A 24743-nucleotide genomic window follows, 5' to 3' on the forward strand; every position below is an offset into this window, starting at 1 on the left:
GCGGCACTACCGCAAGCACAGCCGCCAGTGCCACGAAAAACCCGAGTACGGCTTTACGCACTTTCTCCTCCTGATCGCCGGAATCCGGTGCCGCATGAAGCGGTCACTGGTTCAAACTCGCGAAGCAAGCGGTTTGGTTGCACGGGAGTTGTTGTCGGCTTTTGGGCGAGCGCACGAGCGCCTGGTGGGCCCCGAGCGGAACTCCGGTGACCGCACCGGTGCCCGGGCCGTTGCCGTCCTCGAACGCTTCCAGCCATCCGACCCTGACTACCTGTTCGCAGCGGAACACCGAGTACAACGTGCTGGACAGCAACGCCACGAACTCGGACCTCACGGAACTGATCGGCTGGATCAACGACTACTGCAGGTCCCACGAGCGCCCGGACCACATCCCCACCGAACGCGGGCAGGTACCGCGCCTGCCCACGCGGCATGTTCCTGGGCTCGATCTGCGACCCCTTCCCGGTGGGCCGCTCTCCCGAGCACCCCGGCATCGTCCCTCTCAGCCCGAGCGATAGAACTCCCCGATGAACATCTCCCCGCCGCCCCGGCCGGACCATTCCATGGGGCGCGATCCAGCGCGGCGTTCGGTTGCTGAATCACGGGCAGCCTGATGGCTCACCGGGTTTCGGGGAAGCGCTCAGGGCCCGGAGGCTTCCTGTACGAACAACGTCGGCGTACCACTGCGCGCTTGCCTTCGGGATCCGTTTGCCGGTCGGGTAGTCGACGTAGACGGCACCGAATCGCTTGCTGTAGCCGTAGCTCCATTCGAAGTTGTCGAGCAGGGACCACAGGAAGTAGCCGCGAACGTCGACGCCCGCGGCGATCGCTTGCCGCACGGCTGACAGGTGGGCGTGCAGGTAGGCGATCCGTTCCGGGTCCGTCACCTCGCCTTGCGGGTTGACGTAGTCGTCGAACGCGGCTCCGTTCTCGGTGATCATCAACGGCATGGCGGGATGGTCCGTCTTGAGTCGCAGCAACAGGTCGTAGAGCCCAGTGGGGTCCACTGCCCAGCCCATAGCGGTGGTTTCGCCCGCGGGACGGTGGAAGGCGACCCGGTCGGCCCCCGGCCAGGGGCTGTGGTCGCTCACCCCGTGGCCGTCCGCGTTGTGAGCGGCATCGCTGGTGGCCGCGGAGACGAGGGTGGGCGTGTAGTAGTTGACGCCCAGGAAGTCCAGCGGCTGGTGAATGGTGGCCGTGTCGCCGTTGTGCAGGAACGACCAGTCGGTCAGGTGGGCCGTGTCGTCGAGGAGGTCCTGTGGATAGTGGCCTTCGAGGATCGGGCCGGTGAATACGCGGTTGGCCAGAGCGTCGATCCGGCGGGCGGCGTCGGTGTCCTCGGCGGATTGGGTGAGTGCACGCACGTGATGGATGTTGAGCGTGATGGATGTCCGCGCGTCGGAGGGCAGTTCGGTGCGCAGAGCCTGAACGGCTTTGCCGTGGGCGAGGTTGAGATGGTGCGCGGCGCGCAGGGCGGCGACCGGATCGGTGCGTCCGGGAGCGTGGACACCGGAGCCGTATCCGAGGAAAGCACTGCACCAGGGCTCGTTGAGGGTGGTCCAGGTCTTCACCCGGTCCCCCAGCGCGTGGGCGGCCAGGGCCGCGTAGTCGGCGAAGCGGTCGCTGGTGACGCGCTCTGGCCAGCCACCCGCGTCCTCCAGCTCTTGCGGCAGGTCCCAGTGGTAGAGCGTGACGACCGGTTCGATGCCGTTCTCCAGCAGGGCGTCGGTCAGGGCTCGGTAGAAGTCGAGCCCTTTCCGAGAGGCGGGGCCGCGGCCGGTCGGCTGCACCCGAGGCCACGAGAGGGAGAACCGGTAGGCGCTCACGCCGAGATCGGCCATGATCGCGACGTCCTCCCGCCAGCGGTGGTAGTGGTCGGTGGCCACGTCACCGGTGTCGCCGTTGCGCACCCGGCCGGGGGTGCGCGAGTAGGTGTCCCAGATGGACGGGGTGCGCCCGTCGAGGGAGGCGGCCCCTTCGATCTGGTAGGCGGCGGTCGCTGTGCCCCAGGTGAATCCTTGCGGGAATCGGTTGAGGCCGGAGGTGTCCGGGGTAGGCGCGACGCGTCGGGTAGCGGTGGTCACGTGAGTCCTTCCAGAGATGGTGCTGCGCGGGAGGCCGAAGCTCGACGGCGGATGGCGAAGGTCCTGTGTGAGACAGGGGCTGGAGGGGGTGTTCAGCCTTTGACGGCGCCCTGCATGATGCCGCCGACGATCTGGCGTCCGAAGACGATGAACATCGCAAGGAGGGGCAGTGTGCCGAGCAGCGCGCCTGCCATGATCAGAGACTGGTCGCGGACGTATCCTGCGCTCAGCTGCGTGAGGGCGACGGGCACTGTCGGATTGGTCATATCGAGGACGATGAACGGCCAGAAGAAGTCGTTCCAGGCGTGCACGAACGTGATCATGAAGAGTACGGCCATGGGCGCGCGGGCGATGGGCAGCACGATGCTCCAGAAGATGCGCAGGGAGTGGGCACCGTCCACGCGGCCGGCCTCGACGAGTTCGTCGGGGAGCGCCTCGATCAGGTACTGCCGCATGAAGAACACCCCGACGGCACTGACGAGCGTGGGGAAGATGACAGCGGGCAGCTTCTGCCCCCAGCCCAGCTCCGCCATCATCATGAACAGCGGGACGACGCCGAGTTGGGGTGGCACCATCATGGTGCCGATCACGAGCATGAGCAGGATGTTGCGGCCCTTGAAGCGGAGTTTGGCGAACGCGAAACCCGCCAGGGTGGCGAAGAGGACGGTGGACAGGGAGATCACCCCGGCCACGATCATGCTGTTGAGCATGGCCTTGCCCAACGCCGCGTCCTGCCAGGCTTTGGCGAGATTGTCCAGCAGGTGGGGGCCGGGCAGGAAGGGCGGTGGTGTCTGGGTGACGCGCGTGTTGTCGGTCGACGCCGCCACCATCGTCCAGTACAGCGGGAAGAGCGAGAACAGCGCTGCGATTCCCAGCAGGATGTAGGCGACGGGGCCCGCATGGTGCTGGCGTCCGGCACCCGGGTGCCGGAAGAGTCGCCGGCCCTGTCCACGGGAGGTGGTGTTCCTGCGGGCCTTCGGTGCGGTCTTGGACGGCGCGTCCGCTGTACGGACCGGGATGCTGTCTGTGGTCATGATGATCTCCCGGTCACGTCCTGCGCGCGAGGACGCGCCTGACGACTTGTTGGACAACGAACACGGCGATGAGCAGGAGGAACATCGCCCAGGCGACGGTGGCGGCCCGGCCCATCTGGTAGTTCTTCCAGCCCTCCTCGTACAGCAGCAGTCCCAGCGTCTGGTACTGGTTGTCGGCTCCGCCGGTGATGCCGTTCGGGCCTTGGCCGAAGATCAGGGGTTCACCGAAGAGCTGTGTGGCGCCGATCGTGGACAGGACGATGGTGAACACGATGGTGGAGCGGATGCCGGGGACGGTGACCTTGAGGAACTGCTGCCAGCGTGAGGCGCCGTCGATCGCCGCGGCCTCGTAGCGGTCGCGGGGGATCGCCTGCATCGCCGCCAGGTACAGCAGGGCGTTGTAACCGGTCCAGCGCCAGATGACGATCGAGGAGATCGCCGTCTGCGCCGCCCACTTGTTGTTCTCCCAGTCGATGTTGTCGACGCCGACCAGGTTCAGCATCCAGTTGATCATGCCGAAGTCGCGTTCGAAGAGCATGGTGAACACCAGGGCGGCGGCGCCCACGGAGGTGGCGTAGGGCGTCAGGGCGGCGACGCGGAAGAACGTGGAGCCGCGCAGTTGGTAGTTGAGCAGGTGGGCGAGTCCCAGAGCCATCATCAGCTGCGGCACGGTCGACAGCACGCCGATGGTGAAGGTGTTGAACAGTGCGTTCCAGAAGCGGTCGTCGTCCCACAGGGCCGTGTAGTTGTCGAAGCCGACCCACTGCATGACGTTCAGGGTCGACAGTTCGACGCGGTGCAGGGAGATCCACGAGGTGTAGATGAGCGGATAGAAGCTGAAGGCGGCGAAGACGATGAAGAAGGGGGCGACGAAGGCGTAGGGGGCGCCGCGCACGTCGAGGCGGTGCAGCAGCGTGCGCCGCCGAGCCCGGTCCTCGCCGGTGCCGTTCCCGGTCGGCACGGTGTGGACGGGGGGTCCGTCAGAGGGTGTTGAGGTGGAGATGGCCACCGGAAGGCGTCCTTCCTGGAGGGTGTGAGGAGCAGGCACGGGCCGGGCCCGGCGGCCCAGGCGGGCCGTGCGTGAGACGCCGGGCGGCGCCACGGGTGGGCTGCGGTGTCCCAGGTCAGCCGGCGGCCTTCTCGATGCGCTCGTCAGTGGTCTTCCACGCCTCGTTCGGGCTCTTGTTCTGGGCTTCGATCAAGGTCAGGCCCTGCGAGAAGATGTCCTTGATGGTGCCGTCCTTGCGGCCCAGCACCTGCTCGTCGGGGATCTCTTTGGCTGCGGCGCCGAAGATCTGGCCGATGGGTGCGCCGCTGAAGTAGTCGGACTTGGCGTCCACGACGTCGGGCATCGCCAGGGCGGTCTGCGACGAGGGGAAGTTGCCGATCTTCTTGAAGAGGTAGGCCTGCTGTTCGGGGGCGGTGAGCCAGGCCACCAGCTCCTGCGCCTCCTTCTTCACGGGGCTCTTCTCCATGACGCCGAGGAACGATCCGCCCCAGTTCGCGCCCTGAGGTGCCTTGGCGACGTCCCACTTGCCCTTGTTCTTCGGTCCTGCCTTCTCGCTGATGTGGGCGAGCATCCACGCCGGGCAGACGGTGGTGGCGAAGGTGCTGTTGGCCAGGCCGGGGTCCCAACCGGGCTGGAACTGGCGGAGCTTGGCGGTGAGACCGGAGGTGGCCGCCTTGGAGGCCAGCTTCCAGGCGTCCTTCACGACAGGGTTGGAGGCATAGATCAACGTGCCCTGCTTGTCGTAGAACTGCTGGGAGTGGCCGTAGATCATGGCGTTGAACAGTCCGCTGGAGCTGTCCATGAACGCGACCTTGTCGTCCTTGGATCCCTGCTTGAACTGCCTGCCCACATCGACGTACTTGGACCAGTCGCCCTCCCACAGCTTGGCGACCTCGTCACGATCGGTCGGCAGACCCGCCTGCTCGAAGAGGTCCTTGCGGTAGCAGACCGCCATCGGGCCGATGTCGGTGCCGAGACCGATGACCTTCTTGTCCGTGGTGGTGACCTGACTCTGCTTCCACGGCAGGAAGTGGTCCGTGCCGGACACGCCGGCCAGGTCGACGAAGTTGCTCTTCTGGGTGTCGGCCAGCTCCTTGGCTCGACCTATCTCTATGCCCTGGATGTCCTTGAGCCCGCTGCCCGCGGCCAGATGGGTCTGCAGCGCCGTGTAGTAGGTCTGTTCGTCACCGGCGACGTCGGCCTTGATGACGACGTCCGGGTGCTGCTTCATGTACTTGTCGAGCAGTCCGGTCTCCTTGAAGCCCATGACGCCGAACAGCCCCATGGTGATGGTGACCTTGCCGTCCTTCTTGCCTCCGCCCGTCCCGCCGCTGTCGCTGCTCCCGCAGCCCACGACCAGGCCGAGAGCCGACACGACCGATACGGCGGCCACGGCTCGTGTACGCGACCTTCTTTGGGCCTTGTTCATCCAGTCCTCCTAGCGGCGGCGCTGACGCACCGGAGCTCGAGCCCCACGGTCCGCTCCGAGGGCCCGATATGTCATAGTGGGTACGTTCCCAACACGTGGTGGGAACGTACCCACCCAGGGTCCCGAAGCGTGACGGCCCCCTACGACTCCTGTCAAGAAGGTGGATCCGCTTCGTTGCGGAACGATGTCCTGCCGACCCGCCGGGACCCCTCCGGGAGCCTCACGAGGGTCTGACACAATGCGCAGGTGAAAGCCGGTGGGACAGCTCGCGAGCGAGGAGATGCCATGGGGGGCAGGCAACGCCCGACCATCAAGACCGTGGCCGCCCGCGCCGGCGTCGGACGCACCACGGTTTCACGAGTCATCAACGGCTCCGAACTCGTCAGCGAGAAAGCCAGAGCAGCCGTACTCGCCGCCATCGCCGAGCTGAACTACGTCCCGAACTCCGTAGCCCGGGGACTCGTGACGAGCCGAACCAACTCGGTCGCCCTCGTCATTCCCGAGTCGGAGAGCCGACTGGGCGCCGAGCCCTACTTCTCGGCAGTCATCCGCGGGGTCAGCACCGCGCTGGCCGAGACCCGCACGCAACTGCAACTCGTCCTCGTACGCGATCAGGCCGAACGGGACCAGCTCACCGAGTCGGTGGCGGAGCGACGGGTGGACGGCGTACTCCTCGTCTCGGTCCACGAACACGACCCGCTGCCGGCAATGCTGGAGGAGATGGGACTGCCCACGGTGCTCGCCGGGCGCCGCTCGCCCGAGGAGTCGCTCAGTCACGTGCACTCCGACAATGCAGGCGGGGCCGCGGCCGCCGTCGAGCACCTGCTCAGTCGAGGCCGCCGGATGATCGGCACGATCAGCGGGCCTCTGGACATGGACGTGGCCCGTAGCCGGCTTCAGGGCTGGCGTGAATCACTCAAGGCGGCGGGCCACGAGGTCCCCGAGCGGCTCGTGGCCTCATCCGACTTCACCGAGGAGGGCGGCGCAGCCGCCATGCGTTCACTCCTTGAACAAGTCCCCTCGCTCGACGCCGTATTCGTCGCCTCGGACGTCATGGCTGCGGGTGCGCTCGCGGAGCTGCGGCGGCAGGGGCGGCGCGTTCCCGACGACGTCGCGGTGGTCGGATTCGACGACTCCATCATCGCCCGGCACACCAGCCCACCCCTCACCAGTGTGCGCCAACCGGTCGAGGAGATCGGCACCACGATCGCCCGCATTCTCCTGACGGAGATCGACGACCCCGAAGAGCCCCGTCGGCACGTCATCCTCCCCACCGAACTGGTGGTGCGCGAGTCGTCATAGGCGTGGCACGTCCCCCGAGGTTCGTGACGGGCGGTTCGTGCACATGACGGCCCTGCACGACGCCGAGACCCTGAGGCGGCAGCTCGGTGCCTGACCCCCGTAAGCTGATCGGCGTCGGCATCGTCGGCCTGAGCGCCGCGGGAGGCTGGGCGGCCGGGGCCCACCTGCCCGCGCTGCGCGCCGTCGACGGAATCGAGCTTCGCGCGCTGGCGGCGAGCTCCGAAGCCTCGCTCGTGTTGCCCGTGCTGAAGGCGGGAGTGCCGGTGCTCTCCGAGTGGCCGCTCGCCGTCGACCTGCGCGAGGCCGAGGAGATGGAGCGTGCCGCCGGGACGACCCGCACCTTCGTCGGTCTTCAGGGTGCTGGACGAGGGACGGCCACGCATCACCCGTCACCGGCAACGACTGGCGTCGTTGTCAGCTGCCGGACCCGCCCGACGCCCGGGTGCACGCGGCGAGTTCGGCGCGAAGGACGCCCCGCCCTGCGCCGACCGCCTCCCGCGGCGGCTGCATCTCGTGGAGCTCGTCGTCGGTGAGGCCGTCGATCCAGGCGGCCAGCCGTTCCTGACGGGCCGCGAGTTCATGCCGTCTCTGCTCCTGGTTGGCCTCGTTCTCGTCGCGCAGTCGCCGGTCGTACCAGTCACCCACCATGTGGCGGCCAGATCGCAGAGCAGTACGCAGGGGGCGGTCGCGTAAGCAGGTGGAGCAACGGCCCACGTCGGCACGGATGTCGCCCTTTCACGGTCATGCGCTCCACTGTGGGGACGGTGTAGGTCCGGACGGTGCGGTGATCGGTCTGCCCGTGGCCCAGCCGCTGTAGGTCACGGTGAACGGGTCGTAGAGTTCCTTGGAGACCGTGGGGGTGGCAGGCACCTTCATGACAAGTTTCCCTGGCAGGCCGCGGGAATCTACGGTCAGGGTGAAACGGACGAGACCGTTGGCCTTTTTGGCTGCGTAGGGGCGGTAGAAGCGGCCGACAGCAGTGTCGGAGGCCAGGGCGCGCAGTGGTGTGCTGCCGGTGACCGTGCGGGTGGCGCCGGCCTGTTTGGTGCTGAAGACGGTCGCGTCCTTGAGCAGCGCGTAGAGATCAGCGGGTTCGGCCAGCCATCGGGCTTCCAGCGCGTTTTTCACAGGGAGGTTCTCGGATCCGGCGGTGGCGCCGGATGCTGCGGTGGTGGCATCGGAGACGGTTCTCTGCCCGCCTTGTGTTTCGATCATCTCTTGGTCTGGTGTGACCATGGCGCGGTTTCCGATGAGCACGATCTCCGGTGGGTACCAGGTGTGGCCTTCTCCGTAGTCGTACAGGACGTGGGTGGCGGCGTTGACCGCGGTCCGGCTGCGCATGTCGAGACGGGCACTGCCGACGAAGAAGTCCGGGTCACCGCCCCAGCGGGCCTGGAAGTCGGCGCCGAGACTGCCTTGCGCGAGCATCGCGTCGCGGATGTCGGCCGCCACCTGGACGTTCTCGGGCCGGGCCGTCTGCGGCTCGTCCGGCCAGACGGCTCGTACGGTGGCCACGCCCGCGATCAGTGCTCCGGCGACGAGCACCGACACTCCTAGACGTGTCCTTCGTGATCCTCGACCGGTCCGCGCCGGGCGCTGCTGCGTGGCGGGCGCGGACTGCGGCGATGCTGTAGAGGGCAGGCCGCCGGGTGCTGGGCCGCTGTAACAGACCTCTCGGATGCGGTGGGCGAGTTCGCGGCGCAGGGCGAGCGCGAGCAGCAGCGGGAAGACGACCGGGGCTGCCTGGCTGAGCAGGATCCGCTTCTCGTCTCGGCAGACGGCGCAGTCACCGCAGGTCGGGCAGGTGTCGAGGTGCCGTCGTACGGCCTGGGCCAATTCGGCGGTGAACCTCGGGCCGTGTTGTTCTTCGTGCGTCTCCAGGATGGCGCGCAGGTCTGGGCAGTTCGTGCGGTCCCCGCGCACCAGGAGGAGCAGGCCGCAGTAGCGCCCGACTTTCTTGGTGAGTTCGCTGCAGCGGTTTCCGGTGGTGGAAGGATTCGTGCCGAGCCGTTCGGCGATCTCGGCGGGCCGCAGTCCTTCGGTAAACCATAGGCGGAAGAGCTGCTGGTCGTCCTCGCTCAGAGCGGCCTCGACCTCGGCGATCAGACGTCGCGCCTCCGCGGTTCTTCCCGTGTTGTCGCGAATCGCCGCGTCCCGGGCCCGCTCCTGGTCGCTCAGCTCCCCCACCGCATTCTCGTCCGCCGCTGGACGTACGCGGTGCTTGCGCCAGTAGGCCTTCATCCTGTTCCGCGCCACGCCGCGCAGCCAGGGGCCGAGCAGCCGGGGCGGCGGCAGGGTCGTATGGCGCTCCAGGTAGACGAAGGCGTCGGTGAAGGTCTCCTGGACCACATCCTGGGTTGCGGCAAGGTCGTCGCTCATGTCCCGGGCGACCAGGCGGACGATCGCGTCCTGGTGGCGGCGGACGATCTGGTCGTAGACACGGATCCGAATCTCGACAGCGGGCCGGGGAAGTTCCTCCAGCACATCCAGCAGGGCCTCGTCGTCCGCGTCTTCTCTGTCCGCCGGGCTCATCGTGTCGGGCACAGGCCGGTCCCCTTCTCACTCCGCGGCCGGCCGGTCGCGCCAGGTGTGCGCAGCCGGAGACCGGGCCACGGCCCGCCCATGGCATGAGGCCCGAAAAGAATCTTGGAAAAAGTCCGGCCGGTTCCCGGGAAAAACGTGAACTCCCCGACCTGCCCCTCCGTACGGCCCCGAGCCTGAGGAGAAGACGATGATCCGCACAGCAGGTCAGGACCCGCAGCGGCGCCGCTGCGGCGCGCGGCGCAGCGGGAGGTGGACGGTATGAGGACCTCGGTGACGACGCTGCTGGCGAGCGGTGCGGCTGGGGGGCCGACTGCCGCTGTCGCTGGCGGGCACGGCTGGGGCGGAGTGGTCGTGACAGCGGTGGTCACCCTCACCGCGGCGCTACTCACCCGGCACGGCAAGGAGGTGGTGAACGGCGTGTTCCGCTGGCTCAGTCCACCGCACATGCGCCAGCTCCGCTGGCTGGTCCGTAAGGGCAAGCTCGCAACACCGCTGACGCCCCAACAGCTCATCGAACTCACCGTTGCCCTTCACACCCAGGATCCCGCCACGGACACGGACACAGCGGCGGGAAGTCCGGTGCAGGAACCGCCTTCGACACGCCGCAATTCCCCGCCGCAACGCCGTCGCCGCACCGGAAACAGAGCTACACCGTAGGACAAATCCCCCTCGCGGCTCCCGAGTTCACCGAAACCCGGAACCGGGGGGGAACACGGATGCACCGGTGGGGTCCACGGACCAGGGTGCGTTGCCTCCCGCCCCGCGATGCAGGCGCTAGCCGGGCGGTGCAAACCCGGCAGTCCCGGCACTGGACCGACGCCTACCGCGACGGCTGCAACACCCGAGCGGAGGTGCTCCTGGAGGAGGCTGTCCCCCTCCGGCGCGCGGAGTCGGCGCTCACTCCAGGATGGAAGATCAGGCTCTTGAAGAAGCCGATGACCAGCATCGCGGCCGCTTCGGGGGCGAGGTCGGCGCGGAACTGACCACCGTCGCGGCCGGCGCGCAGGATCTCAAGCAGGTACTGCCGCCAAGCGGTGTCGCTGGCGTCGAGAGTCTCGCGCATCGCTTCGTCGCGCACCGCACGGGTGTTGAGCTCGTTGAGGACCACAAACTGCTGCCGGTAGTTCCAAAACCAGGATTCTCCCGGCTCGAAACTCTGCATGATCTTGTGGCCCGCCTGCAGCCAGTGCTCCTGGGCATGCTGCGACGGAGAGTCGTCACAGCAGCCGACATGCCCGCACTCGGCGCAGCGCCGGAGATGAAACCACCAGCCCCCGCTCTCGTCGCACTCCACACAGCCGCGGCCGGAGGGTGGAACGGAGAGTTGATCGCCGAGACGGCACGCGCACTGCGTGGTGGTGCCTTTTCAGACGGTCGGCCAGGGCCAACCCATCACGGGGTGGACTTGGGAAAGGTGCGGCCCATCTCGGCACCCAGGTTGCCGTTACACCAGCCGTGGGGAGCTGACTCCCGAACCGGGCAGCGCGCGGTCGGCGGCCGCGCCGAAGGCGGTGGAGGCGAGGAGTGTGCCGAGGCGTGGCCCCAGTCGCCGCCGAGGCGGCTGGGGCAGAACGCGTCGACGACCGCGGGGGGCCTGCCGGACCAGCAGCGCGCCCTCGAGAGTCAGTGCCATCAGCTCGACCGTCCGGCGGCCGGTCTCGACGCCGTCCCGGTCGGCAAGTTGGCCCGTGAGACGGACCACGGCGGCGTCCGGCCCGGAGGAGGACGAACAGCCCGCCGCGGCGAAGGAGAGGACCACCCAGGCAGCTGTGAAGCGGTATCTCTCCAGGTCGCACTGACAGATCCCGGCCTGTCCCACTGTCCTTTCCCGCCGATCAGGATGTCGACGTGGTGGTGCGCCGTACTCTCGATGAGACGGCTGCCCGGTGGCAGCGAGCGTGCACCTTCTGACAGACCTTCCTGGTATGGCTCGGCGCGGCGGATGTGCGCACCGGACGTGGACGAAAGCGCCCAGCCGCTCACTGGTGCCGGGATTGCGCAGTTGCGTGATCAACTGCTCCAGCTCACGAAGCCTCCGCCCGTAAGCCGCCTGGTCAGCGAGCCATGCACGGAGTTCCACGAAGGCTCGTCGCTGCGTCCCTTCATCACAGCGGTCAAGGCCGTCTTCCACGTGGGGTGCAGCGAGCCCAAGCGCGCGTGCTGTCCGATCGCCAAGCGCCTCGGCCTCGACTCGATGCGCATGCTGCTCGACCCGGGCAACCGGCGCAGTTCTTGCCGAAGTGCGGCAGGGCGTCAGCTGCCGGTGCCGGTCCAGTTCGCCGCCACATGACCGAGCCGGATCCGCTGCGGATGGTCGCCCACCGGCACCGAGAGGACCTTCTGTCCGGTGGCGAAGTCGATCGCGGTGATCTGGTCGGCGCCGCTCTCGGAGATGACGCAGTCCTTGCCGTCGCCGCTGACCGTGGCCCAGTAAGGCTTGGAGGCACTGACCAGGGGGCCCTCCTGGAGGGTGGCCCGGTCAACCACTGTCGCGTAGTCGTCCATCGTGCCGGCCACGCACAGCTTGACCCCATCCGGGCTCATCGAGAGGCCGTGGTGGCGCGAGTCGTTGACGAACGTGGTGCGGTCGTCGCTGGTCGCAGGGTTCTTCGGCAGGGTCTTCGTCCGGGTGATCCGGTCCGAGGCGAGGTCGTACTCGAAGAAGCCGTTGAAGAACGAGACCTGGAAATACAGTTTGGACTCGTCCGGCGAGAACACCGCCGGGCGCACGGCGTCCGAGTAGTCCGTGAGTCCGATGGCGTCCAGCCGCTGTCGCATGTCGATGATCTTGACCTGCTTGTAGGTGGTCGCGTCGACGACGGTGATGTGCCGGTCGCCCTTGGTGAAGTCCTGCCACGGGGCGTCCTGCGAGGTGTTCACGTCGCCGATCGCCATGTTGTAGATGTACTTGCCGTCCTTGGTGAAGATGTTCTCGTGCGGCTTGTCGCCGGTCTTGAACGACCCGAGCTGCTTACCGGTGACGATGTCCAGGACGTGTACGGTGTTCGAGATCGACGCCGAGACCGCGACCCGCTTCCCATCAGGCGAGACGGCCATGTGGTCCGAACGGTAACCGGACACAGGGAAACGCCAGTTGATGTTCCCGGTGGCCAGGTCGATGGAGACGACGTCGGCGAAGCTCGGCCGCGAGACGACCACCGACGCGCCGTCCGGCGTGGTGTACATGTCGTCCACGAACTGGTCGTGGCCCTCGCCGACCCCGTTGCGGATGGCCATGAAGTAGATCCACTTGATCAGGTCAGCGTTGATCTCCGCCATCCGGGCGTCCTTGTCGGGGATCACGTTGATCCGGCCGACCTTGGCGAAGTCACCGCTGGACTTGACGACGTCGGCGGTGCCGTCCCAGTTGTTGCCGACGAAGAGGACTTCCCGCAGCGCGGCGGTCGAGGTGTCGGCGGCGGTGGCCGCGGTCGCCGGGGCGGCGACGGTCAGGACGAGGGCGGCGGCTACGGAGCAAAGGTGCCTCGATCTGAAGGCAGGCATGCTGCTCTCTCCTCTGGGTGGCTGAAGGCGTGGGGGCAGGGCGGAAGAGCCGCCCGAAACTGAACACCGTTGCGTTCAGATTGACTTACTGGAAAGTAAGGACGAGGCGCCCTACGCCACAAGACTCTGTACACGACAAATTTGGCGGCGGGGAGCACGGCCGACGAGCGTGGGCCGGTGACGGGCAGGCTCCAGAGCACCGACCGGCCGTTACGCCGGCGAGTCGGCCGAACAGCGGAAGGCCGAGCACCGGGGAAGACTCCTCAACGCGGCGCTGCGGTTGTTCGGCGGCGGGCCCGGATACCGCGGGACCACGCCCTGCTCGCCGCCGAAGACTCCCTCCTGCGCGACGACGACCCTCGGCCCAGTAGCTCGCGCGTCAGCGGCCCCGCCGCCGACACCGTCGCCAGCCACAGCGCACGCACACCCACCGACGTCGCCGACGCATCGGCACCGAGCCGCAACCCCAGGACGCCCTGATCCGCTGGGATCCCGAGAAGTACCAGTGCGTCCACGCCCTGCCGGCGGTGCGGCGTTCGAAATCGTGCGCCAGACCCGGGCTTCGCGTCAGGTGGGCGCGTCCAGCGCGCCGCGATCACCCGATCGGGACTCCCGTCCGAGGCCGGTAGCGGATTTCTCCCAGCGCGATGTCGAGGCAGGTCCCCGCAAAACTGTCGACGTGCGGATGCACACGGTCGAGCAGGGCTGTGATCCGCCCGAGCACACCGATCGACTTCACGTCATCGCGTAGGACGGCCTCGACACGAGCGCGGGCCTCAACTCTCCCTACGGAACGGATAGTTACAGCCCGATCTGTCGACTCCTGGGAGCTGGAGCCGTCCGGCTTGCCCGCGCCCACGGAAGGAAGACGTCCGTCCCCTCGAAACCCGTGCTCTCCTCGATGCCTCGCGTCGGACAAAGTCCTCGCAACACACGCGAATTGACCCCACCTCCCCGCGTGCCGCGCACGACGGCACCAGCAGCTACCTCCAGGACATACAGGCGGCGGGCAGTGTGCCGGACTCCGGTCATCTCGGGCCCGAAGTGACCCACGAGATCCGCGATCCGCTGGCCTGTCTTCCCCTGCATCTGCACGGCGCGGACGCCTTCCGGGAGGCCCTGGACGAGAAGCTCGATCTGGCGGCACACGTCCACGACACTCTGTCCGGCATCACCGAACTGGAGGTCCCGCAACACCCCGACCCGTCCACCGTCATCTTCCGCGTCCGTCCCACCGACGAGAGCCCGGGCGCCGCCGAACGGGCCGACGAGGCGGGTCGCCGTCTGCTGGAGCGGATCAACGCCCACCGGCACGTCGCGCTCTCCAGCACGGTCGTCCACGACCGAGACACCCTGCGCGTCTGCGTGGCCTCCCACCGCACCCACCACGAGCGCATCACCGAGGCACTGGAGATCATCACTACCGAGGCCGGGCGCGGCAGATAGCCGCACGCACGTTCCGCGTCCCGTGGCCTATCAGAACAGGCACGACAACTCCCCGTACATACACAGCAGTTGGGCCTGACCATCTGGAGCATCGGTCAAGCGAGTTGAGGTTCAGGGACGGCCGATCGATGCACGTGGCCAGGGGAGCCGCGAGTACGTTTCGCGTTGTGATCCAGAGGCGGCTCTCGCGGAGACACGCAGGTCAACCGAGAATGGCGCAGTTGACCGCGTCCATCAGTGCCGCGCCCGTCCGGTGCGCCTGCCTGCTGAGGGTGGACGTGGCGAAGAAGAAGGCGGCCGTGCGACGGCCGGTGGGATCGGTGACGTTGTAGGTCGCATACCCCGGGACGACACCGACGTGGTCCAAGACCGTGCCGCAGGAGGTCTTCGCCGTCTCGATGCCCAACCCGTAGCCGAGTTCTTCCGGATCTCCCGGCCCGCCTTCCGGCACGGTGGTGCGCATCTCTGTCAGTTGGGCGGCGGGCAGCAGGCGGCCCGACATCAGCGCGCCGTAGAAACGGGACCACTCACCGGCGGTCGACACGATCGCGGCATCCGCTCCGCTGGCCGTGACGTAGTCGCCGGTGACGTCCACGTGGTCGTCGTGCTGCGGTCCGGCGTAGTTCCTGAACTCCTCGGGGACGTCCGGCGGCATGTGGGCGGCGTCAGGTTCGTAACCGTGCGCGTGCCGGTGGTGCCAGGCGGCTCCGGTGGCGTAGAAGGTGTGCCGGAGCCCCAGAGGTCCAGCGATCCGGTCCCGCACCAGCGCCGCGAGGTTCTTACCGGTGACTTTCTCCAGGACCGCGCCAATCGCGATGTAGTTGGTGTTGCTGTACGACCACTCGGTGCCGGGCTCGAACAGGGCCGGGTGTCCGCTCACCAGGCTCAGGATCTCCGTCGACGTCCATACGTGCGAGTCCCGGCCGGTGAGGGCCGGTGCGAGGGCGGGATCCTCGGTGTAGTCGAACAACCCGCTGGTGTGGTTGAGCAGCATGCGCAGGGTGATCGCTCCGCCGTTGCGCACCTGGCCGGGCAGCCACTTGTCGACCGGGTCGGTGAGGGCAAGTCTGTGCTCGGCGACCAGTTGCAGGACGAGGGTGGCCATCACTGTCTTGGTGTTGGACGCTTCTCGCACCTCGTCGTCCGCCCTGAGCAGATGGTCCTTCTTCGTCCAGGCGGCCTGCTCGGAGATCTCGATGGGCCTGCCGTGACCGTCGTCCACCCGCACGATCACTCCTGGCACTCCTTCGTCCACCAACTTCCGCGCCAACTGCTGCAGTTGAGCGCGCGTGGCAGCGATGCCGTCCCGTTGGACCGCCGCAGTCTCGCGCATCACCTCCGCGCTCGCCGGGGTCGCAGCGAGGGGCACGACAAAGGCCGCGGACACCACGACTGTCGCCACTGCGCGAAATCTCGTCCGTTGCGAGCGTCGTCGATAACGCACGTTCACACGCAATTCAGGCTCCTTCGAGAATCCGGGAAGGCCGTCGAGCACCGTCGCGGTACGAGAAGAAGTACACGGAACTCCACCCGCCGAGTCGTCGCCCGTTCCTGGGGCGAAGCCGACTCCGGCGGATCCTGCACAGTCCTGGGAGACTAGCCGAGGGCGGGGTGAAAGAGATGAGTATCGGCCCAACCGTGTTCTCCTGGGTGTCGTCCGCGAAACGGCCGACAGCAGGCCGTCGACGCACTGGCATACAAGAGCGGCTACGCCACGAACCTCGCCGACGACGCCTACGAGTTGCTCGACGACGGCGACGCGTACGAGAAGGCGATCTTGGACCGCTGTCCCTCCCCCGTCGGCCTGTTCATCTTCGACGTCGCCCACCGATCGCGGCTTCTCCCCGCAGGTTGATTAAGACCGCCCCGGTTGGGCCTGGTGGCGTACGAGCGCTCCAGCCCGGCACCGCCCATCGGCCGGGCTACGCCTGGAGGCGTAGCCCGGTGAGCAGTTCGGAGGTTTGCCACACACGGGCGGCTTCTTGCGTGCTGGTGAGGCGGCTGTAGAGGTTTTGCTCGGCAGGCGGGCCGCCCAGGTGGAGCGGCCCGCTGGGCCCGTAGAACCGACCGGGCCGGGCGTCCGGGGACGTGGCGGCGTACAAGGCGGGGAATTTCGCACTCTCGACCGTTCCGAGGAGGATGCCCCGAGCGGACAGGAAACGGATCACACGGACACCGAGGGTGTCCCTGTCCCTCCCCACCTCGGGCCGGGCGGCCAGCAGGCTCGTCGGTGCGACGCCAGGATGGCAGATGTTGCTGGTGATGCCCCAACCGCTGCTCTCGCTGCGCCGGTTGAGTTCCAGGGCGAACAGCCCGAACGCGATCTTCGACTGGCTGTAGGCGCGCTGGCCGTTGTAGGAGCGTTCCCAGTTCAGGTCGTCCCAGTTGATGGCGTTCTGGTTCGCCGCGATGCTGACCTGCGACGTGACCCGGGCCTCACCGGCCCGCAGCAGCGGCAGCAGATGGGCCACCAGGGCGAAGTGCCCCAGGTGATTGGTGCCGAACTGCAGCTCGAATCCTTCGGCGGTGGTCTGCCGGTCCGGCGGAGTCATGACACCGGCGTTGTTGATCAGGAGGTGGACGGGCCGGCCCTCCCCGATCAGCGTCTTGCCGAACGTCTCGACCGAGGCGAGCGAGGACAGATCAAGGCTGCGCAGCGACACCTGCCCACTGGGCACCTGCTGACGGATCCTCGCGAGCGCCGCCTCGCCCTTCAGGGGATTGCGTACCGGGAGCACCACCTCCGCGCCTGCGGCGGCCAGCCATGCCGCCATGCCCAGCCCGATACCGTCACTGGCGCCGGTCACCACAGCGCGTTTGCCGGACAGGTCCGGGACGGGAATGTCGATGGAATCACGCGGCATGCGTACTCACTCCAGAGGTCGTGTCGTTTCCTCCACTGTCACGGTCGCCGCCGTCGTTATGCAGGGCCTGTCAATCCCCCGCTACGGCAACGAGTCCGCAGCCGGAGGCGCGCGTATGGGGGGATTGCCGGGCCGTGGATACCGACTGGCACGGGCGGTAGGAATGATGATCCAGGAACCAGAAGGCGAATGAGGAACAGATGGCGATCGACCGGACTGGGCTGGCGGAATTCCTCAGGAATCGCCGGGAGGCGTTGCAGCCCGAAGACGTCGGTCTCCCGCGCGGGAAGCGGCGCCGGACGAGCGGGCTGCGGCGGGAGGAAGTCGCGATTCTGTGCCACATGTCGACCGACTACTACGCGCGGATCGAGCGCGAACGCGGCCCTCAGCCGTCCGAGCGGATGATCGCCTCCATCGCACAGGGCCTCCACCTGTCCCTGGACGAACGCGACCATCTGTTCCGGCTCGCCGGACACACCCCGCCGCCCCGCGGGACAGACAGCGACCACATCAGCCCCGGCCTGCTGCGCATCCTCGACCGCCTTGAGGACACGCCCGCGGAGATCGTCACCGAGCTGGGCGAGACCCTGCGCCAGACACCCCTGGCCGTCGCGCTCACCGGCGACCTCACCCAGTACGAGGGGCCGGCCCGCAGCCTCGGCTACCGCTGGTTCACCGACCCCGCCACCCGGGCGCTCTACGCCCCCGACCACCACCCCTTCCTGACCCGTATGTTCGCCTCGGGCCTGCGTGGGGTGGCCACACTGCGTGGACCCCACTCCCGCGCGGCTGGACTCGCCGAACTGCTGCTGGCCCAGAGCGAGGAGTTCCGGCAGGCGTGGCAGGCCCACGAGGTCGGCATCCGCCCCCATGAGACCAAGCGCTTCATCCACCCCCAGGTCGGAGCGATGGAACTGACCTGCCAGACGCTGCTGGACCCCGACCAGTCACATCTCCTGCTCGTCTACACCGCCGTTCCCGGCAGCGAGAGCTACGAACGCCTGCAGCTGCTGTCCGTCATCGGAGCGCAGCCGCCCCGCTGAACGTCAGCGCTGAAGAAGCACAGGGAACAGGGAACCCTGGCTCACGCACACGGCAGCATCCTCCGGTCCAGCAACGCGCCGCCCCTGGCGGCTGCTCGCCCTCCGCCGCTCTTCGTACCGCGTCGCGCGGCAGCACTGGTCCGGCGGGGGTTCGGGTGACTGCCGCTGGTCACCTTGGGCGCCGTGTCAAGATCCACGCCGGTGCCGCATCGGCCGGCAACCACGACCACGGCACCCTCGTCAGTGCTCCGGTGCACGGCGACGGCAGTTCTGGTCCCGCCCCGGTTTCGGGTCACGCGGCCGGACGGCGTTGGCGACTTCGACTTCGCCGGGCAGCGCGAGGAGATCCTCGCCGCGATCAACCACTCCCCCGCCGATGCCGGTCACGCGTGACGGGGCCCCGCCGGTCCGGTCCGGGTAGTGCTTGCGGAGATCGGAGTTGGTCATCCGGTCGAGCATGCGATCGGGAAGGACGCCGGAGGCGCGGACGAGGAAGCCCGACATCGCGCCGATGGTGTAGCGGGCGCGGGGCCGACGGGTGGTCGCGGCCTTCGCGATCGTCCGGGCGGCGGTCTCGGAGGTCACGCCTGCCTTGGTGAACGCGGCGACGTGGGAGGGGATCGCCTGCGTCAAGGCGCCGTAGCGGGCGGTCTGGTCCGCGGTCATGGCGGCGCTGAGGCGGGCCAGGGTCGTCAGACCGAGGCCCGCCATCTCGGTTTTGACGCCGCCCGGTTCGACGACGACCACCTGTACGTCGTGCGGGGCCAGTTCGTTGCGCAGTGCGTCGCTGACCGCCTCCAGAGCGAACTTGCTGGCGGCGTAGGCGCCGTAACCGGCCATGGAGACCTTGCCGTTGAGCGAGCTGATGTTGACGATGCGGCCGCGGCTGCGCACCAGCGCGGGAAGCAGTGCCTGGGTGAGGGCGACATGCCCGAAGACGTTCACCTCGAACAGGCGCCGCCATTCGTCGAGCGGGATGAGCTCGATCGGTCCGGCCATGGGGAGGCCTGCGTTGTTGATCAGGGCCCGCAGGGTGCGGGCCTGCGCGTCGCCGTCGATGCGTGCCACCAGCGCCGCGATGTGGTCCTGACGGGTGATGTCGAGGATCACCGGCTCTATGCCGGTGTCGAGGAGGGCCTCGCCGTCGCTGTCACGGCGGACGCCGGCGAGAACGTGAAAGCCGCGGCGGGCCATCTCCCGTGCGGTGGCGGCGCCCATTCCGGTCGACGCCCCGGTGACGACTATGAGTTCTTGAGTTTCAGATGACTTTGTCACCTCAATGAGCCTGCCGCATCGAGATGACGATGTCAACCGACTCAGATGACTGCGTCATCACGAATGGACTAGGATGCCCGCATGATCAGCCGTGCCGAATCGGCCGCCGCCACTCGCCGCGCCCTGCTCGACGCCGCGGCCGGCCTGCTGGACCGTGGCGGCCTCGAAGCGGTGACCCTCCGCGCGGTCGGCGCGGAAGCCGGAGTGACCCGCGGGGCTCCCTATCGGCATTTCCCCGACAAGGAGAGCCTGCTGATTGCGATCGGCACGCAGGCTTGGGACCGGCTGGGCGACCTGACGCGGGACCTGCGCGCCGATCCCGCTCTGCCGGCCGCGGAAAAACTGCGCGCCGGAGTCATCGCGCTCATCGACATCGGCCGCTCCCAACCGCACCTCTACAAGCTGATGTTCAGCAATTCCTCCAGCGACCCCACTGCGCTGGCCCGCGCGGCCGAGCCCAGCCAGGCCGAGTTCCTCGCCATCGTCGCCGACCTGGTCGGCGAGCAGGACGCCCGGAGGTACGCCGCCCTGCTCATCAGCGCCGCGAACGGCGTCGCCGACATGGAGGCGAGCGGCCAACTGCCCAACGAGAAATGGGGCGAGGTCCGCGCCGAGGATCTCATCGACACGCTCGTCACGATGATCGCCGGCACGGGCCGGAGCTCCTGACCGGGCAGGCCGGTCAGACGATGGTGAGGGCCGCTGCGCGCCCAGCGGCGTGCAGGGTGCGGCTCAGGACGGACGGCGTCACCTCCACGGATGTACGAGCGTGACGGAACCACCGCTGACAGACAGGCCTTCGCGTCAGGCTCCCTGGCCGTTCGCGTGGTGCGCGGGTGACAATCGCCCGCATGACCGAGTCCTCCGGTGGCCCGTCCACCTTCCGTGACCTGTCCGCCTTCGTCGCCTGCCCGCGCGTCAACTCCCTTGCCCTCTCAGTCGATGGCACGCGTCTCGTCGCCGCCGTGCAGTCGTTGTCCGAGGACGGGACGCGGTTCGTGTCCGGTCTGTGGGAGATCGATCCGACCGGGGAGCGCGACGCGCTGCGGCTGACCCGGTCCGACAAGGGTGAGTCGGGGCCGGTGTTCGGTCCGGACGGGACGCTGTACTTCCTGTCCGGACGAGCCGCTGCGGACGGCGATGAGGGCGCCGCGCTGTGGGCGTTGCCGCCGCGCGGGGAGGCCGTCGCCGTCGCCCGGCATCCAGGCGGGATCGCCGCGGTCACCGTGGCGCGCGGCTCCGGCGCACTGTGCCACACCGCGGGACTGCTGCCGGGGGCCGCTGACGCCGAGGCACACGGGAAACTGCGCGCGGCTCGAAGGGACGCGAAGGTCACCGCGATCCTGTACGAAGCTGGTCCGACCCGTGCTTGGGACCACGACCTCGGCCCGGCGGAGCCGCACACCTTCGTCCGTGCAGGTGTCGACGTGGAGCCGGTCGTCGCCGGTGGGCAGGGGATCGGACTGGAGGATCCTGGGGATGCCGCGTTGTCGCCGGACGGCACACGGGTCGCGTTCAGGCGGTTCGTGCCCGGGCGGGTCCCGGCCGAGCATCGCACCGCCGTGGTGGTGGCCGACGCGGTCAGCGGTGAGGAGATCCATGTCGTCGGTGATCTGGAGCACCTCTATGAGACGCCGCGGTTCACCCACGACGGCTCGGCACTCGTGTGTTGCCGAATGCGCTACGCGACCTACGACGACCCCTGGGACGAGACTCTCGTACGGATCGACCTGGCCGACGGCACGGTGCAGGATCTCCTGCCCGGGTTCGACAACTGGCCCGGGGGCGTGGCTTGTTCACCGGTGGACGACACGCTCTTCTTCACATCCGACGAGCAGGGGCATGCGCCCGTCTTCCGGCGCGACCCGGACGGCGGTGTCACGCGCCTTACTGTTTCAGGTGTGTACGGCTCGCTGGCCGTGAGCCCCGACGGGCGGACGCTCTACGCCCTGCGCCACGCGGTCGACGCGCCGCCGACGCCCGTCCGGATCGACGCCGACGTCGCCGACCAGATTCCCGACGAGCTGCCCGCCCCGGGCCGTGTCGGGGACCTGCCCGGCACACTCACCGAGGTGCGCGCGGAGGCAGAGGACGGATTCGTGCTGCGTGGCTGGCTCGTGCTGCCCCCGGGCGCTTCCGCCGAGCAGCCCGCTCCCCTGCTTGTGGCCGTCCACGGCGGACCGCAGTCCAGTTGGAACGGCTGGACCTGGCGCTGGAATCCGTGGCCGTTCGCCGCGCGCGGCTATGCGGTTCTGCTGCCGGATCCGGCCCTGTCGACCGGGTACGGGCAGATCAACCACCGGCGCGGCTGGGGGCAGTGGGGCGGTCGTCCCTACACCGATGTGATGGCGCTGACCGACGCGACCGAGGCCCGTAACGACATTGATGCCTCACGTTCGGCGCTGGCCGGCGGCTCGTACGGCGGATACATGGCCAACCGGGTGGCCACCAGCACGGACCGCTTCAAGGCGATCATCAGCCATGCAGGTCTGTGGGATTTGCGGGCGTTCCAGGGCGACACCGATGTGCCCTGGTACTTCCAGCAGATCTTCGGCGACCCGCTGACCCGCCCCGAGCGCTACGAGGCCGACTCGCCGCACTGGGACGTCGCGAATATCCGCACTCCGGTGCTGGTCATCCACGGTGCGAAGGACTATCGCGTGCCCGTCGGGCAGGGCGCCACGCTCTTCCAGGAACTGCAGCGGCACGAGGTTCCCGCTAAGTACCTCTACTTCCCGGACGAGAACCACTGGATCCTCAAGCCGAATCACACGCGCCTGTGGTACGAGACGTTCCTCAACTTCCTCGACCACCACGTCCTCGGCACCGAATGGCAGCAGCCCGGCCTGCTGTGACACGGCCGAGCCCACCGGCCCTCCGCTCAGGAGGCGTTGATCTCCAGCCGTGAGGCGACTACGGCTGGACGATCCGCGGTGTGAGGGGCTGGCGGGACCATCGGTTATCGATCCGTGCTCTTTCCTCGGCGGAGAGTCGGTCGAAACAGGTCTCCTCCACGGCCATGAACGTCATCTGATCGAGCGCGGGGGCTGTGAGATGGCGAGCGTGGAGGAACCAGCGAAGGGCGCCGGTGCGGACGAGGGCGAAGAGACAGGAACGGCAGTAGCCGCCAGGGCCGATGGTCTGGCGCCCGCGCCACATCCGTGGCGAGAACCGCCACCGCGGCGGCTAGCGGGCGTCTGAAAAGCCTGTCCTCGGGCTTGTCTCATGTTGGTCGACCCACTGTGTCCTGCCACTCCTATGACCTTGCCGTAGCGCTGCTTGGGGCTGCCGGTCACGCTGGGCGTACTTCGTTCAGCCGGGTGATCTGTGCGGTCGTGCTCTTTGCGATGGTGGTGGCGAGCTTCTTCGCCTCGCCCGCGTGGCCCTGGGTTCGCTCCCCGGTACACAACAGGGTGGATTGGGTGAAGTGGGCGCGCAGCGCGTCAGTGAGTATCTGGTCGAACGCCTTGCCGGTCGTGGCACCCGCCTTTTCGATGGTGGGGAGGCTGACCATGCCGGGCATGTTGTGCCCTTCGTGGGGGTTGGTGTCGGGGACTCCCGCGAGCTTCAGCAGCTCGCGCAGGCGGTTTTGGTCCTGGTGAAGTCGTGTCCCTGTCTTGGCCGCGAGCGCCGTCAACTCTGGACTTGCCGCGTGGGAGGGTGCGAGATCGGTCAGTTTCTGCGCGCGCTCCGCCATGGGGATCATCAGCTGGATCCAGGCGATGTCGGTGGGGCTGAAGGATTCCGTCGGCGCTGCGCCGGCCTTCGGTGACGTGCTGGTCGTCGGCTGCGTGGTGCAGCCGACGACCAGCAGCGCCATGGCCGTGGCGCATGCCAGACGCAGGGTCAGAACGTGCCGGCGGAGTTGCACTTGGCCTTCTGGGTGATGCAGTCCTTCACGCGGTGTCCCTGGGCGGCGTTGTCCCACGCGTTGAAGAAGTCGCCGTGGATGGATGAGGCCATGCCCGAGGCCAGTCGGAAGCCTGCCGCGCTGCCGCTGGTCGGGTAGCTGACCACGAAGGAGAGGTTGGGGATGGCGACGGGGTAGGCGCCGCTGCACTTGCCGTCGTAGGTGTTGGCGACGTGCGACTTGTGGTCGGGACTGTCCAGGTTCTTGCCGTCCCAGCAGTCAGGGAAAACGAGCTGATGGGTGAGGTGTGCCGTTGGGGCGCAGACCGGCCAGTTGCCGTCGGTGCTGCGGCCGATCTCACCGCCTGCGCCGGCGCACCAGTACTGGCCGGGAGAACCCGCCGGAGTGGGTGTCTGCGCCTTGGCGTCGCCCGAGATCATGCGGAATCCCTCAGGGAAGGGCAGGGTCGCCGAGGGGTCGGGCAGCCGGGAACCGTAGTAGACGATCATGTTCTCGGGCTCGATGGCCGTGTTGCCCTGGTACAGGGTGGGGATCCAGTACGCCGAGAGGTCCTCGGCCGGTGCGCAGGTGGTCGCGGTGTTGCTGCGCAGGGACTGGGCCGTGGAGAACGCGTCGGTGCTCTCGTTGCCGAAGAAGCTGTGCATGTGGGACGCGCCGGCGAGGTTCGGCAGCACGATGGGGTCGTCCTGCTTGGAGTGGCTGTAGTCGCAGGTGGCGTTGAACTCCGGAACCCGGACCACGTTGCCGGGCACGGCTGCCGGCGTCATCGCACGGAACTGTGCCACCTGGGCATCCCACTTGGCCTGGTCGATGGGGACCCATCCCGCGGCCGGCCCGCTTCCTTCGCCGACGAAGGAGAACCAGTTGATGTTGACGAAGTCGCCGGGCTCGGTGCTGCGCAGCACGGCGAACACGGTCTGTGCGCCGGTGGGATGGGTGGTGACGTCAGTGGTCCTGGTCGCCCAGTTCTGCCAGCCGCCGGTCGGGGCGACCTGTATGACGGCGAGCAGCGGTCCGGTCGCGCCGGCGGTGCGCAGTTCGATGGTGCCCGAGCCGACCGCGGAGGCGACCCGGGCCGACACGGTCAACCGGCCGGCGGTGCCGAGGTCGACGTTGTCGAAACGCATCCAGTCGCCGTTGGCGAGGAAGGCCGCGTTCTGGCCGCCTCCCGCGTCCGCGGTCGCCTCCAACGTGACGCCCGACTGGGCGGTGTAGGACTCGGCCTGGACGGTGACCGTGGCGGCCCGCGCCTGCTGGGCCGAGACGGTCAGGCTCAGGGCAGCGGCCAATGCGACCACCAACGTTCCTACTAACAGCGTGTACAGACGTGCGGGATAT

The 24743-nt window shown here is 68.1% G+C and carries 20 protein-coding genes and 3 pseudogenes; 8 read left to right on the forward strand and 15 right to left on the reverse strand.

Going from position 1 to position 24743, the window contains the following annotated elements:
• Positions 1 to 599: 599 nt before the first annotated feature.
• From ACWD5F_RS04905 to ACWD5F_RS04920, 4 genes are all read right to left on the reverse strand, one after another.
• Entirely contained in the window at positions 600 to 2084 is a 1485-nt protein-coding gene (locus ACWD5F_RS04905; RefSeq protein ID WP_451251150.1) for a GH1 family beta-glucosidase, read from the reverse strand.
• A 92-nt stretch (positions 2085 to 2176) separates the two neighbouring features.
• Complete coding sequence (locus ACWD5F_RS04910) at positions 2177 to 3118, reverse strand: carbohydrate ABC transporter permease (protein WP_451251152.1); 942 nt, start codon at positions 3116 to 3118, stop codon at positions 2177 to 2179.
• 13 nt (positions 3119 to 3131) lie between these two features.
• Positions 3132 to 4079, reverse strand: a complete 948-nt coding sequence (locus ACWD5F_RS04915; protein WP_451251154.1) for a carbohydrate ABC transporter permease — start codon at positions 4077 to 4079, stop codon at positions 3132 to 3134.
• 163 nt (positions 4080 to 4242) lie between these two features.
• Entirely contained in the window at positions 4243 to 5556 is a 1314-nt protein-coding gene (locus ACWD5F_RS04920) for an extracellular solute-binding protein (RefSeq protein WP_401714464.1), read from the reverse strand.
• A gap of 285 nt (positions 5557 to 5841) precedes the next feature.
• On the opposite strand from ACWD5F_RS04920, the gene ACWD5F_RS04925 reads away from it, so the two are divergent.
• A complete protein-coding gene (locus ACWD5F_RS04925; RefSeq protein WP_401714465.1) occupies positions 5842 to 6858 on the forward strand; it encodes a LacI family DNA-binding transcriptional regulator in 1017 nt (338 codons plus the stop codon).
• 414 nt (positions 6859 to 7272) lie between these two features.
• Here the strand turns inward: ACWD5F_RS04925 and ACWD5F_RS04930 are convergent, their stop codons facing one another.
• Both ACWD5F_RS04930 and ACWD5F_RS04935 read right to left on the reverse strand, forming a co-directional pair.
• On the reverse strand, positions 7273 to 7506 hold the full coding sequence (locus ACWD5F_RS04930) for a hypothetical protein (protein ID WP_451252309.1): 234 nt from the start codon (positions 7504 to 7506) through the stop codon (positions 7273 to 7275).
• Between the two features lie 93 nt (positions 7507 to 7599).
• Positions 7600 to 9402, reverse strand: a complete 1803-nt coding sequence (locus ACWD5F_RS04935) for an RNA polymerase sigma factor (RefSeq protein ID WP_451251157.1) — start codon at positions 9400 to 9402, stop codon at positions 7600 to 7602.
• A gap of 270 nt (positions 9403 to 9672) precedes the next feature.
• Here ACWD5F_RS04935 and ACWD5F_RS04940 point away from each other — a divergent pair, with 270 nt between their 5' ends.
• Positions 9673 to 10059, forward strand: a complete 387-nt coding sequence (locus tag ACWD5F_RS04940; protein ID WP_451251159.1) for a hypothetical protein — start codon at positions 9673 to 9675, stop codon at positions 10057 to 10059.
• A 163-nt stretch (positions 10060 to 10222) separates the two neighbouring features.
• Here the strand turns inward: ACWD5F_RS04940 and ACWD5F_RS04945 are convergent, their stop codons facing one another.
• From ACWD5F_RS04945 to ACWD5F_RS04955, 3 genes and pseudogenes are all read right to left on the reverse strand, one after another.
• The gene (locus ACWD5F_RS04945) at positions 10223 to 10510 is read right to left on the reverse strand and encodes a TetR family transcriptional regulator C-terminal domain-containing protein (protein WP_451252262.1); all 288 of its coding nucleotides are present in this window, start codon (positions 10508 to 10510) and stop codon (positions 10223 to 10225) included.
• Positions 10511 to 10522: 12 nt separating this feature from the next.
• Positions 10523 to 10696: pseudogene (locus ACWD5F_RS04950) on the reverse strand (UBP-type zinc finger domain-containing protein); the annotation flags it as partial.
• 150 nt (positions 10697 to 10846) lie between these two features.
• Positions 10847 to 11113, reverse strand: a pseudogene (locus tag ACWD5F_RS04955) (DNA alkylation response protein); the annotation flags it as partial.
• A 246-nt stretch (positions 11114 to 11359) separates the two neighbouring features.
• On the opposite strand from ACWD5F_RS04955, the gene ACWD5F_RS04960 reads away from it, so the two are divergent.
• Positions 11360 to 11692, forward strand: coding sequence for a hypothetical protein (locus tag ACWD5F_RS04960; RefSeq protein WP_451251161.1), 333 nt, complete (start codon positions 11360 to 11362; stop codon positions 11690 to 11692).
• Here ACWD5F_RS04960 and ACWD5F_RS04965 read toward each other — a convergent pair.
• On the reverse strand, positions 11656 to 12906 hold the full coding sequence (locus tag ACWD5F_RS04965) for a YncE family protein (protein WP_451251163.1): 1251 nt from the start codon (positions 12904 to 12906) through the stop codon (positions 11656 to 11658). The two genes, ACWD5F_RS04960 and ACWD5F_RS04965, sit on opposite strands and share 37 nt — an antisense overlap.
• A 312-nt stretch (positions 12907 to 13218) precedes the next feature.
• On the opposite strand from ACWD5F_RS04965, the pseudogene ACWD5F_RS04970 reads away from it, so the two are divergent.
• A pseudogene (locus tag ACWD5F_RS04970) lies at positions 13219 to 13427 on the forward strand (tetratricopeptide repeat protein); the annotation flags it as partial.
• A 523-nt stretch (positions 13428 to 13950) separates the two neighbouring features.
• Positions 13951 to 14352, forward strand: coding sequence for a hypothetical protein (locus ACWD5F_RS04975; protein WP_451251165.1), 402 nt, complete (start codon positions 13951 to 13953; stop codon positions 14350 to 14352).
• 202 nt (positions 14353 to 14554) lie between these two features.
• Here ACWD5F_RS04975 and ACWD5F_RS04980 read toward each other — a convergent pair whose 3' ends face one another.
• Entirely contained in the window at positions 14555 to 15754 is a 1200-nt protein-coding gene (locus tag ACWD5F_RS04980; RefSeq protein WP_451251167.1) for a serine hydrolase domain-containing protein, read from the reverse strand.
• Between the two features lie 520 nt (positions 15755 to 16274).
• A complete protein-coding gene (locus tag ACWD5F_RS04985) occupies positions 16275 to 17216 on the reverse strand; it encodes an SDR family oxidoreductase (protein ID WP_451251169.1) in 942 nt (313 codons plus the stop codon).
• A 200-nt stretch (positions 17217 to 17416) separates the two neighbouring features.
• Between ACWD5F_RS04985 and ACWD5F_RS04990 the strand changes: the two genes are divergently transcribed.
• Positions 17417 to 18259, forward strand: coding sequence for a helix-turn-helix transcriptional regulator (locus tag ACWD5F_RS04990; protein ID WP_451251171.1), 843 nt, complete (start codon positions 17417 to 17419; stop codon positions 18257 to 18259).
• Positions 18260 to 18499: 240 nt separating this feature from the next.
• On the opposite strand, the gene ACWD5F_RS04995 is transcribed toward ACWD5F_RS04990, so the two are convergent.
• A complete protein-coding gene (locus ACWD5F_RS04995; protein ID WP_451251173.1) occupies positions 18500 to 19534 on the reverse strand; it encodes an SDR family oxidoreductase in 1035 nt (344 codons plus the stop codon).
• A gap of 81 nt (positions 19535 to 19615) precedes the next feature.
• Here ACWD5F_RS04995 and ACWD5F_RS05000 point away from each other — a divergent pair, with 81 nt between their 5' ends.
• Both ACWD5F_RS05000 and ACWD5F_RS05005 read left to right on the forward strand, forming a co-directional pair.
• Positions 19616 to 20203, forward strand: coding sequence for a TetR/AcrR family transcriptional regulator (locus tag ACWD5F_RS05000; protein WP_451251175.1), 588 nt, complete (start codon positions 19616 to 19618; stop codon positions 20201 to 20203).
• Between the two features lie 182 nt (positions 20204 to 20385).
• A complete protein-coding gene (locus ACWD5F_RS05005; RefSeq protein ID WP_451251177.1) occupies positions 20386 to 22389 on the forward strand; it encodes a prolyl oligopeptidase family serine peptidase in 2004 nt (667 codons plus the stop codon).
• A gap of 437 nt (positions 22390 to 22826) precedes the next feature.
• Here ACWD5F_RS05005 and ACWD5F_RS05010 read toward each other — a convergent pair whose 3' ends face one another.
• Both ACWD5F_RS05010 and ACWD5F_RS05015 read right to left on the reverse strand, forming a co-directional pair.
• On the reverse strand, positions 22827 to 23354 hold the full coding sequence (locus ACWD5F_RS05010) for a DUF305 domain-containing protein (RefSeq protein ID WP_451251179.1): 528 nt from the start codon (positions 23352 to 23354) through the stop codon (positions 22827 to 22829).
• A 26-nt stretch (positions 23355 to 23380) separates the two neighbouring features.
• The gene (locus ACWD5F_RS05015) at positions 23381 to 24703 is read right to left on the reverse strand and encodes a DUF1996 domain-containing protein (RefSeq protein ID WP_401714476.1); all 1323 of its coding nucleotides are present in this window, start codon (positions 24701 to 24703) and stop codon (positions 23381 to 23383) included.
• Between the last annotated feature and the right edge of the window lie 40 nt (positions 24704 to 24743).

The organism is Streptomyces sp. NPDC002499 (assembly GCF_053595415.1).

What these genes read in the sequence shown, in the direction of transcription:
- ACWD5F_RS04910 (WP_451251152.1), bottom strand. Translation starts at nt 3,118, where the DNA reads ATGACCACAGACAGCATCCCGGTCCGTACAGCGGACGCGCCGTCCAAG.
- ACWD5F_RS04920 (WP_401714464.1), bottom strand. Translation starts at nt 5,556, where the DNA reads ATGAACAAGGCCCAAAGAAGGTCGCGTACACGAGCCGTGGCCGCCGTA.
- ACWD5F_RS04925 (WP_401714465.1), top strand. Translation starts at nt 5,842, where the DNA reads ATGGGGGGCAGGCAACGCCCGACCATCAAGACCGTGGCCGCCCGCGCC.
- ACWD5F_RS04930 (WP_451252309.1), bottom strand. Translation starts at nt 7,506, where the DNA reads ATGGTGGGTGACTGGTACGACCGGCGACTGCGCGACGAGAACGAGGCC.
- ACWD5F_RS04965 (WP_451251163.1), bottom strand. Translation starts at nt 12,906, where the DNA reads ATGCCTGCCTTCAGATCGAGGCACCTTTGCTCCGTAGCCGCCGCCCTC.
- ACWD5F_RS04985 (WP_451251169.1), bottom strand. Translation starts at nt 17,216, where the DNA reads ATGCCGCGTGATTCCATCGACATTCCCGTCCCGGACCTGTCCGGCAAA.
- ACWD5F_RS04990 (WP_451251171.1), top strand. Translation starts at nt 17,417, where the DNA reads ATGGCGATCGACCGGACTGGGCTGGCGGAATTCCTCAGGAATCGCCGG.
- ACWD5F_RS05000 (WP_451251175.1), top strand. Translation starts at nt 19,616, where the DNA reads ATGATCAGCCGTGCCGAATCGGCCGCCGCCACTCGCCGCGCCCTGCTC.
- ACWD5F_RS05005 (WP_451251177.1), top strand. Translation starts at nt 20,386, where the DNA reads ATGACCGAGTCCTCCGGTGGCCCGTCCACCTTCCGTGACCTGTCCGCC.
- ACWD5F_RS05010 (WP_451251179.1), bottom strand. Translation starts at nt 23,354, where the DNA reads ATGGCGCTGCTGGTCGTCGGCTGCACCACGCAGCCGACGACCAGCACG.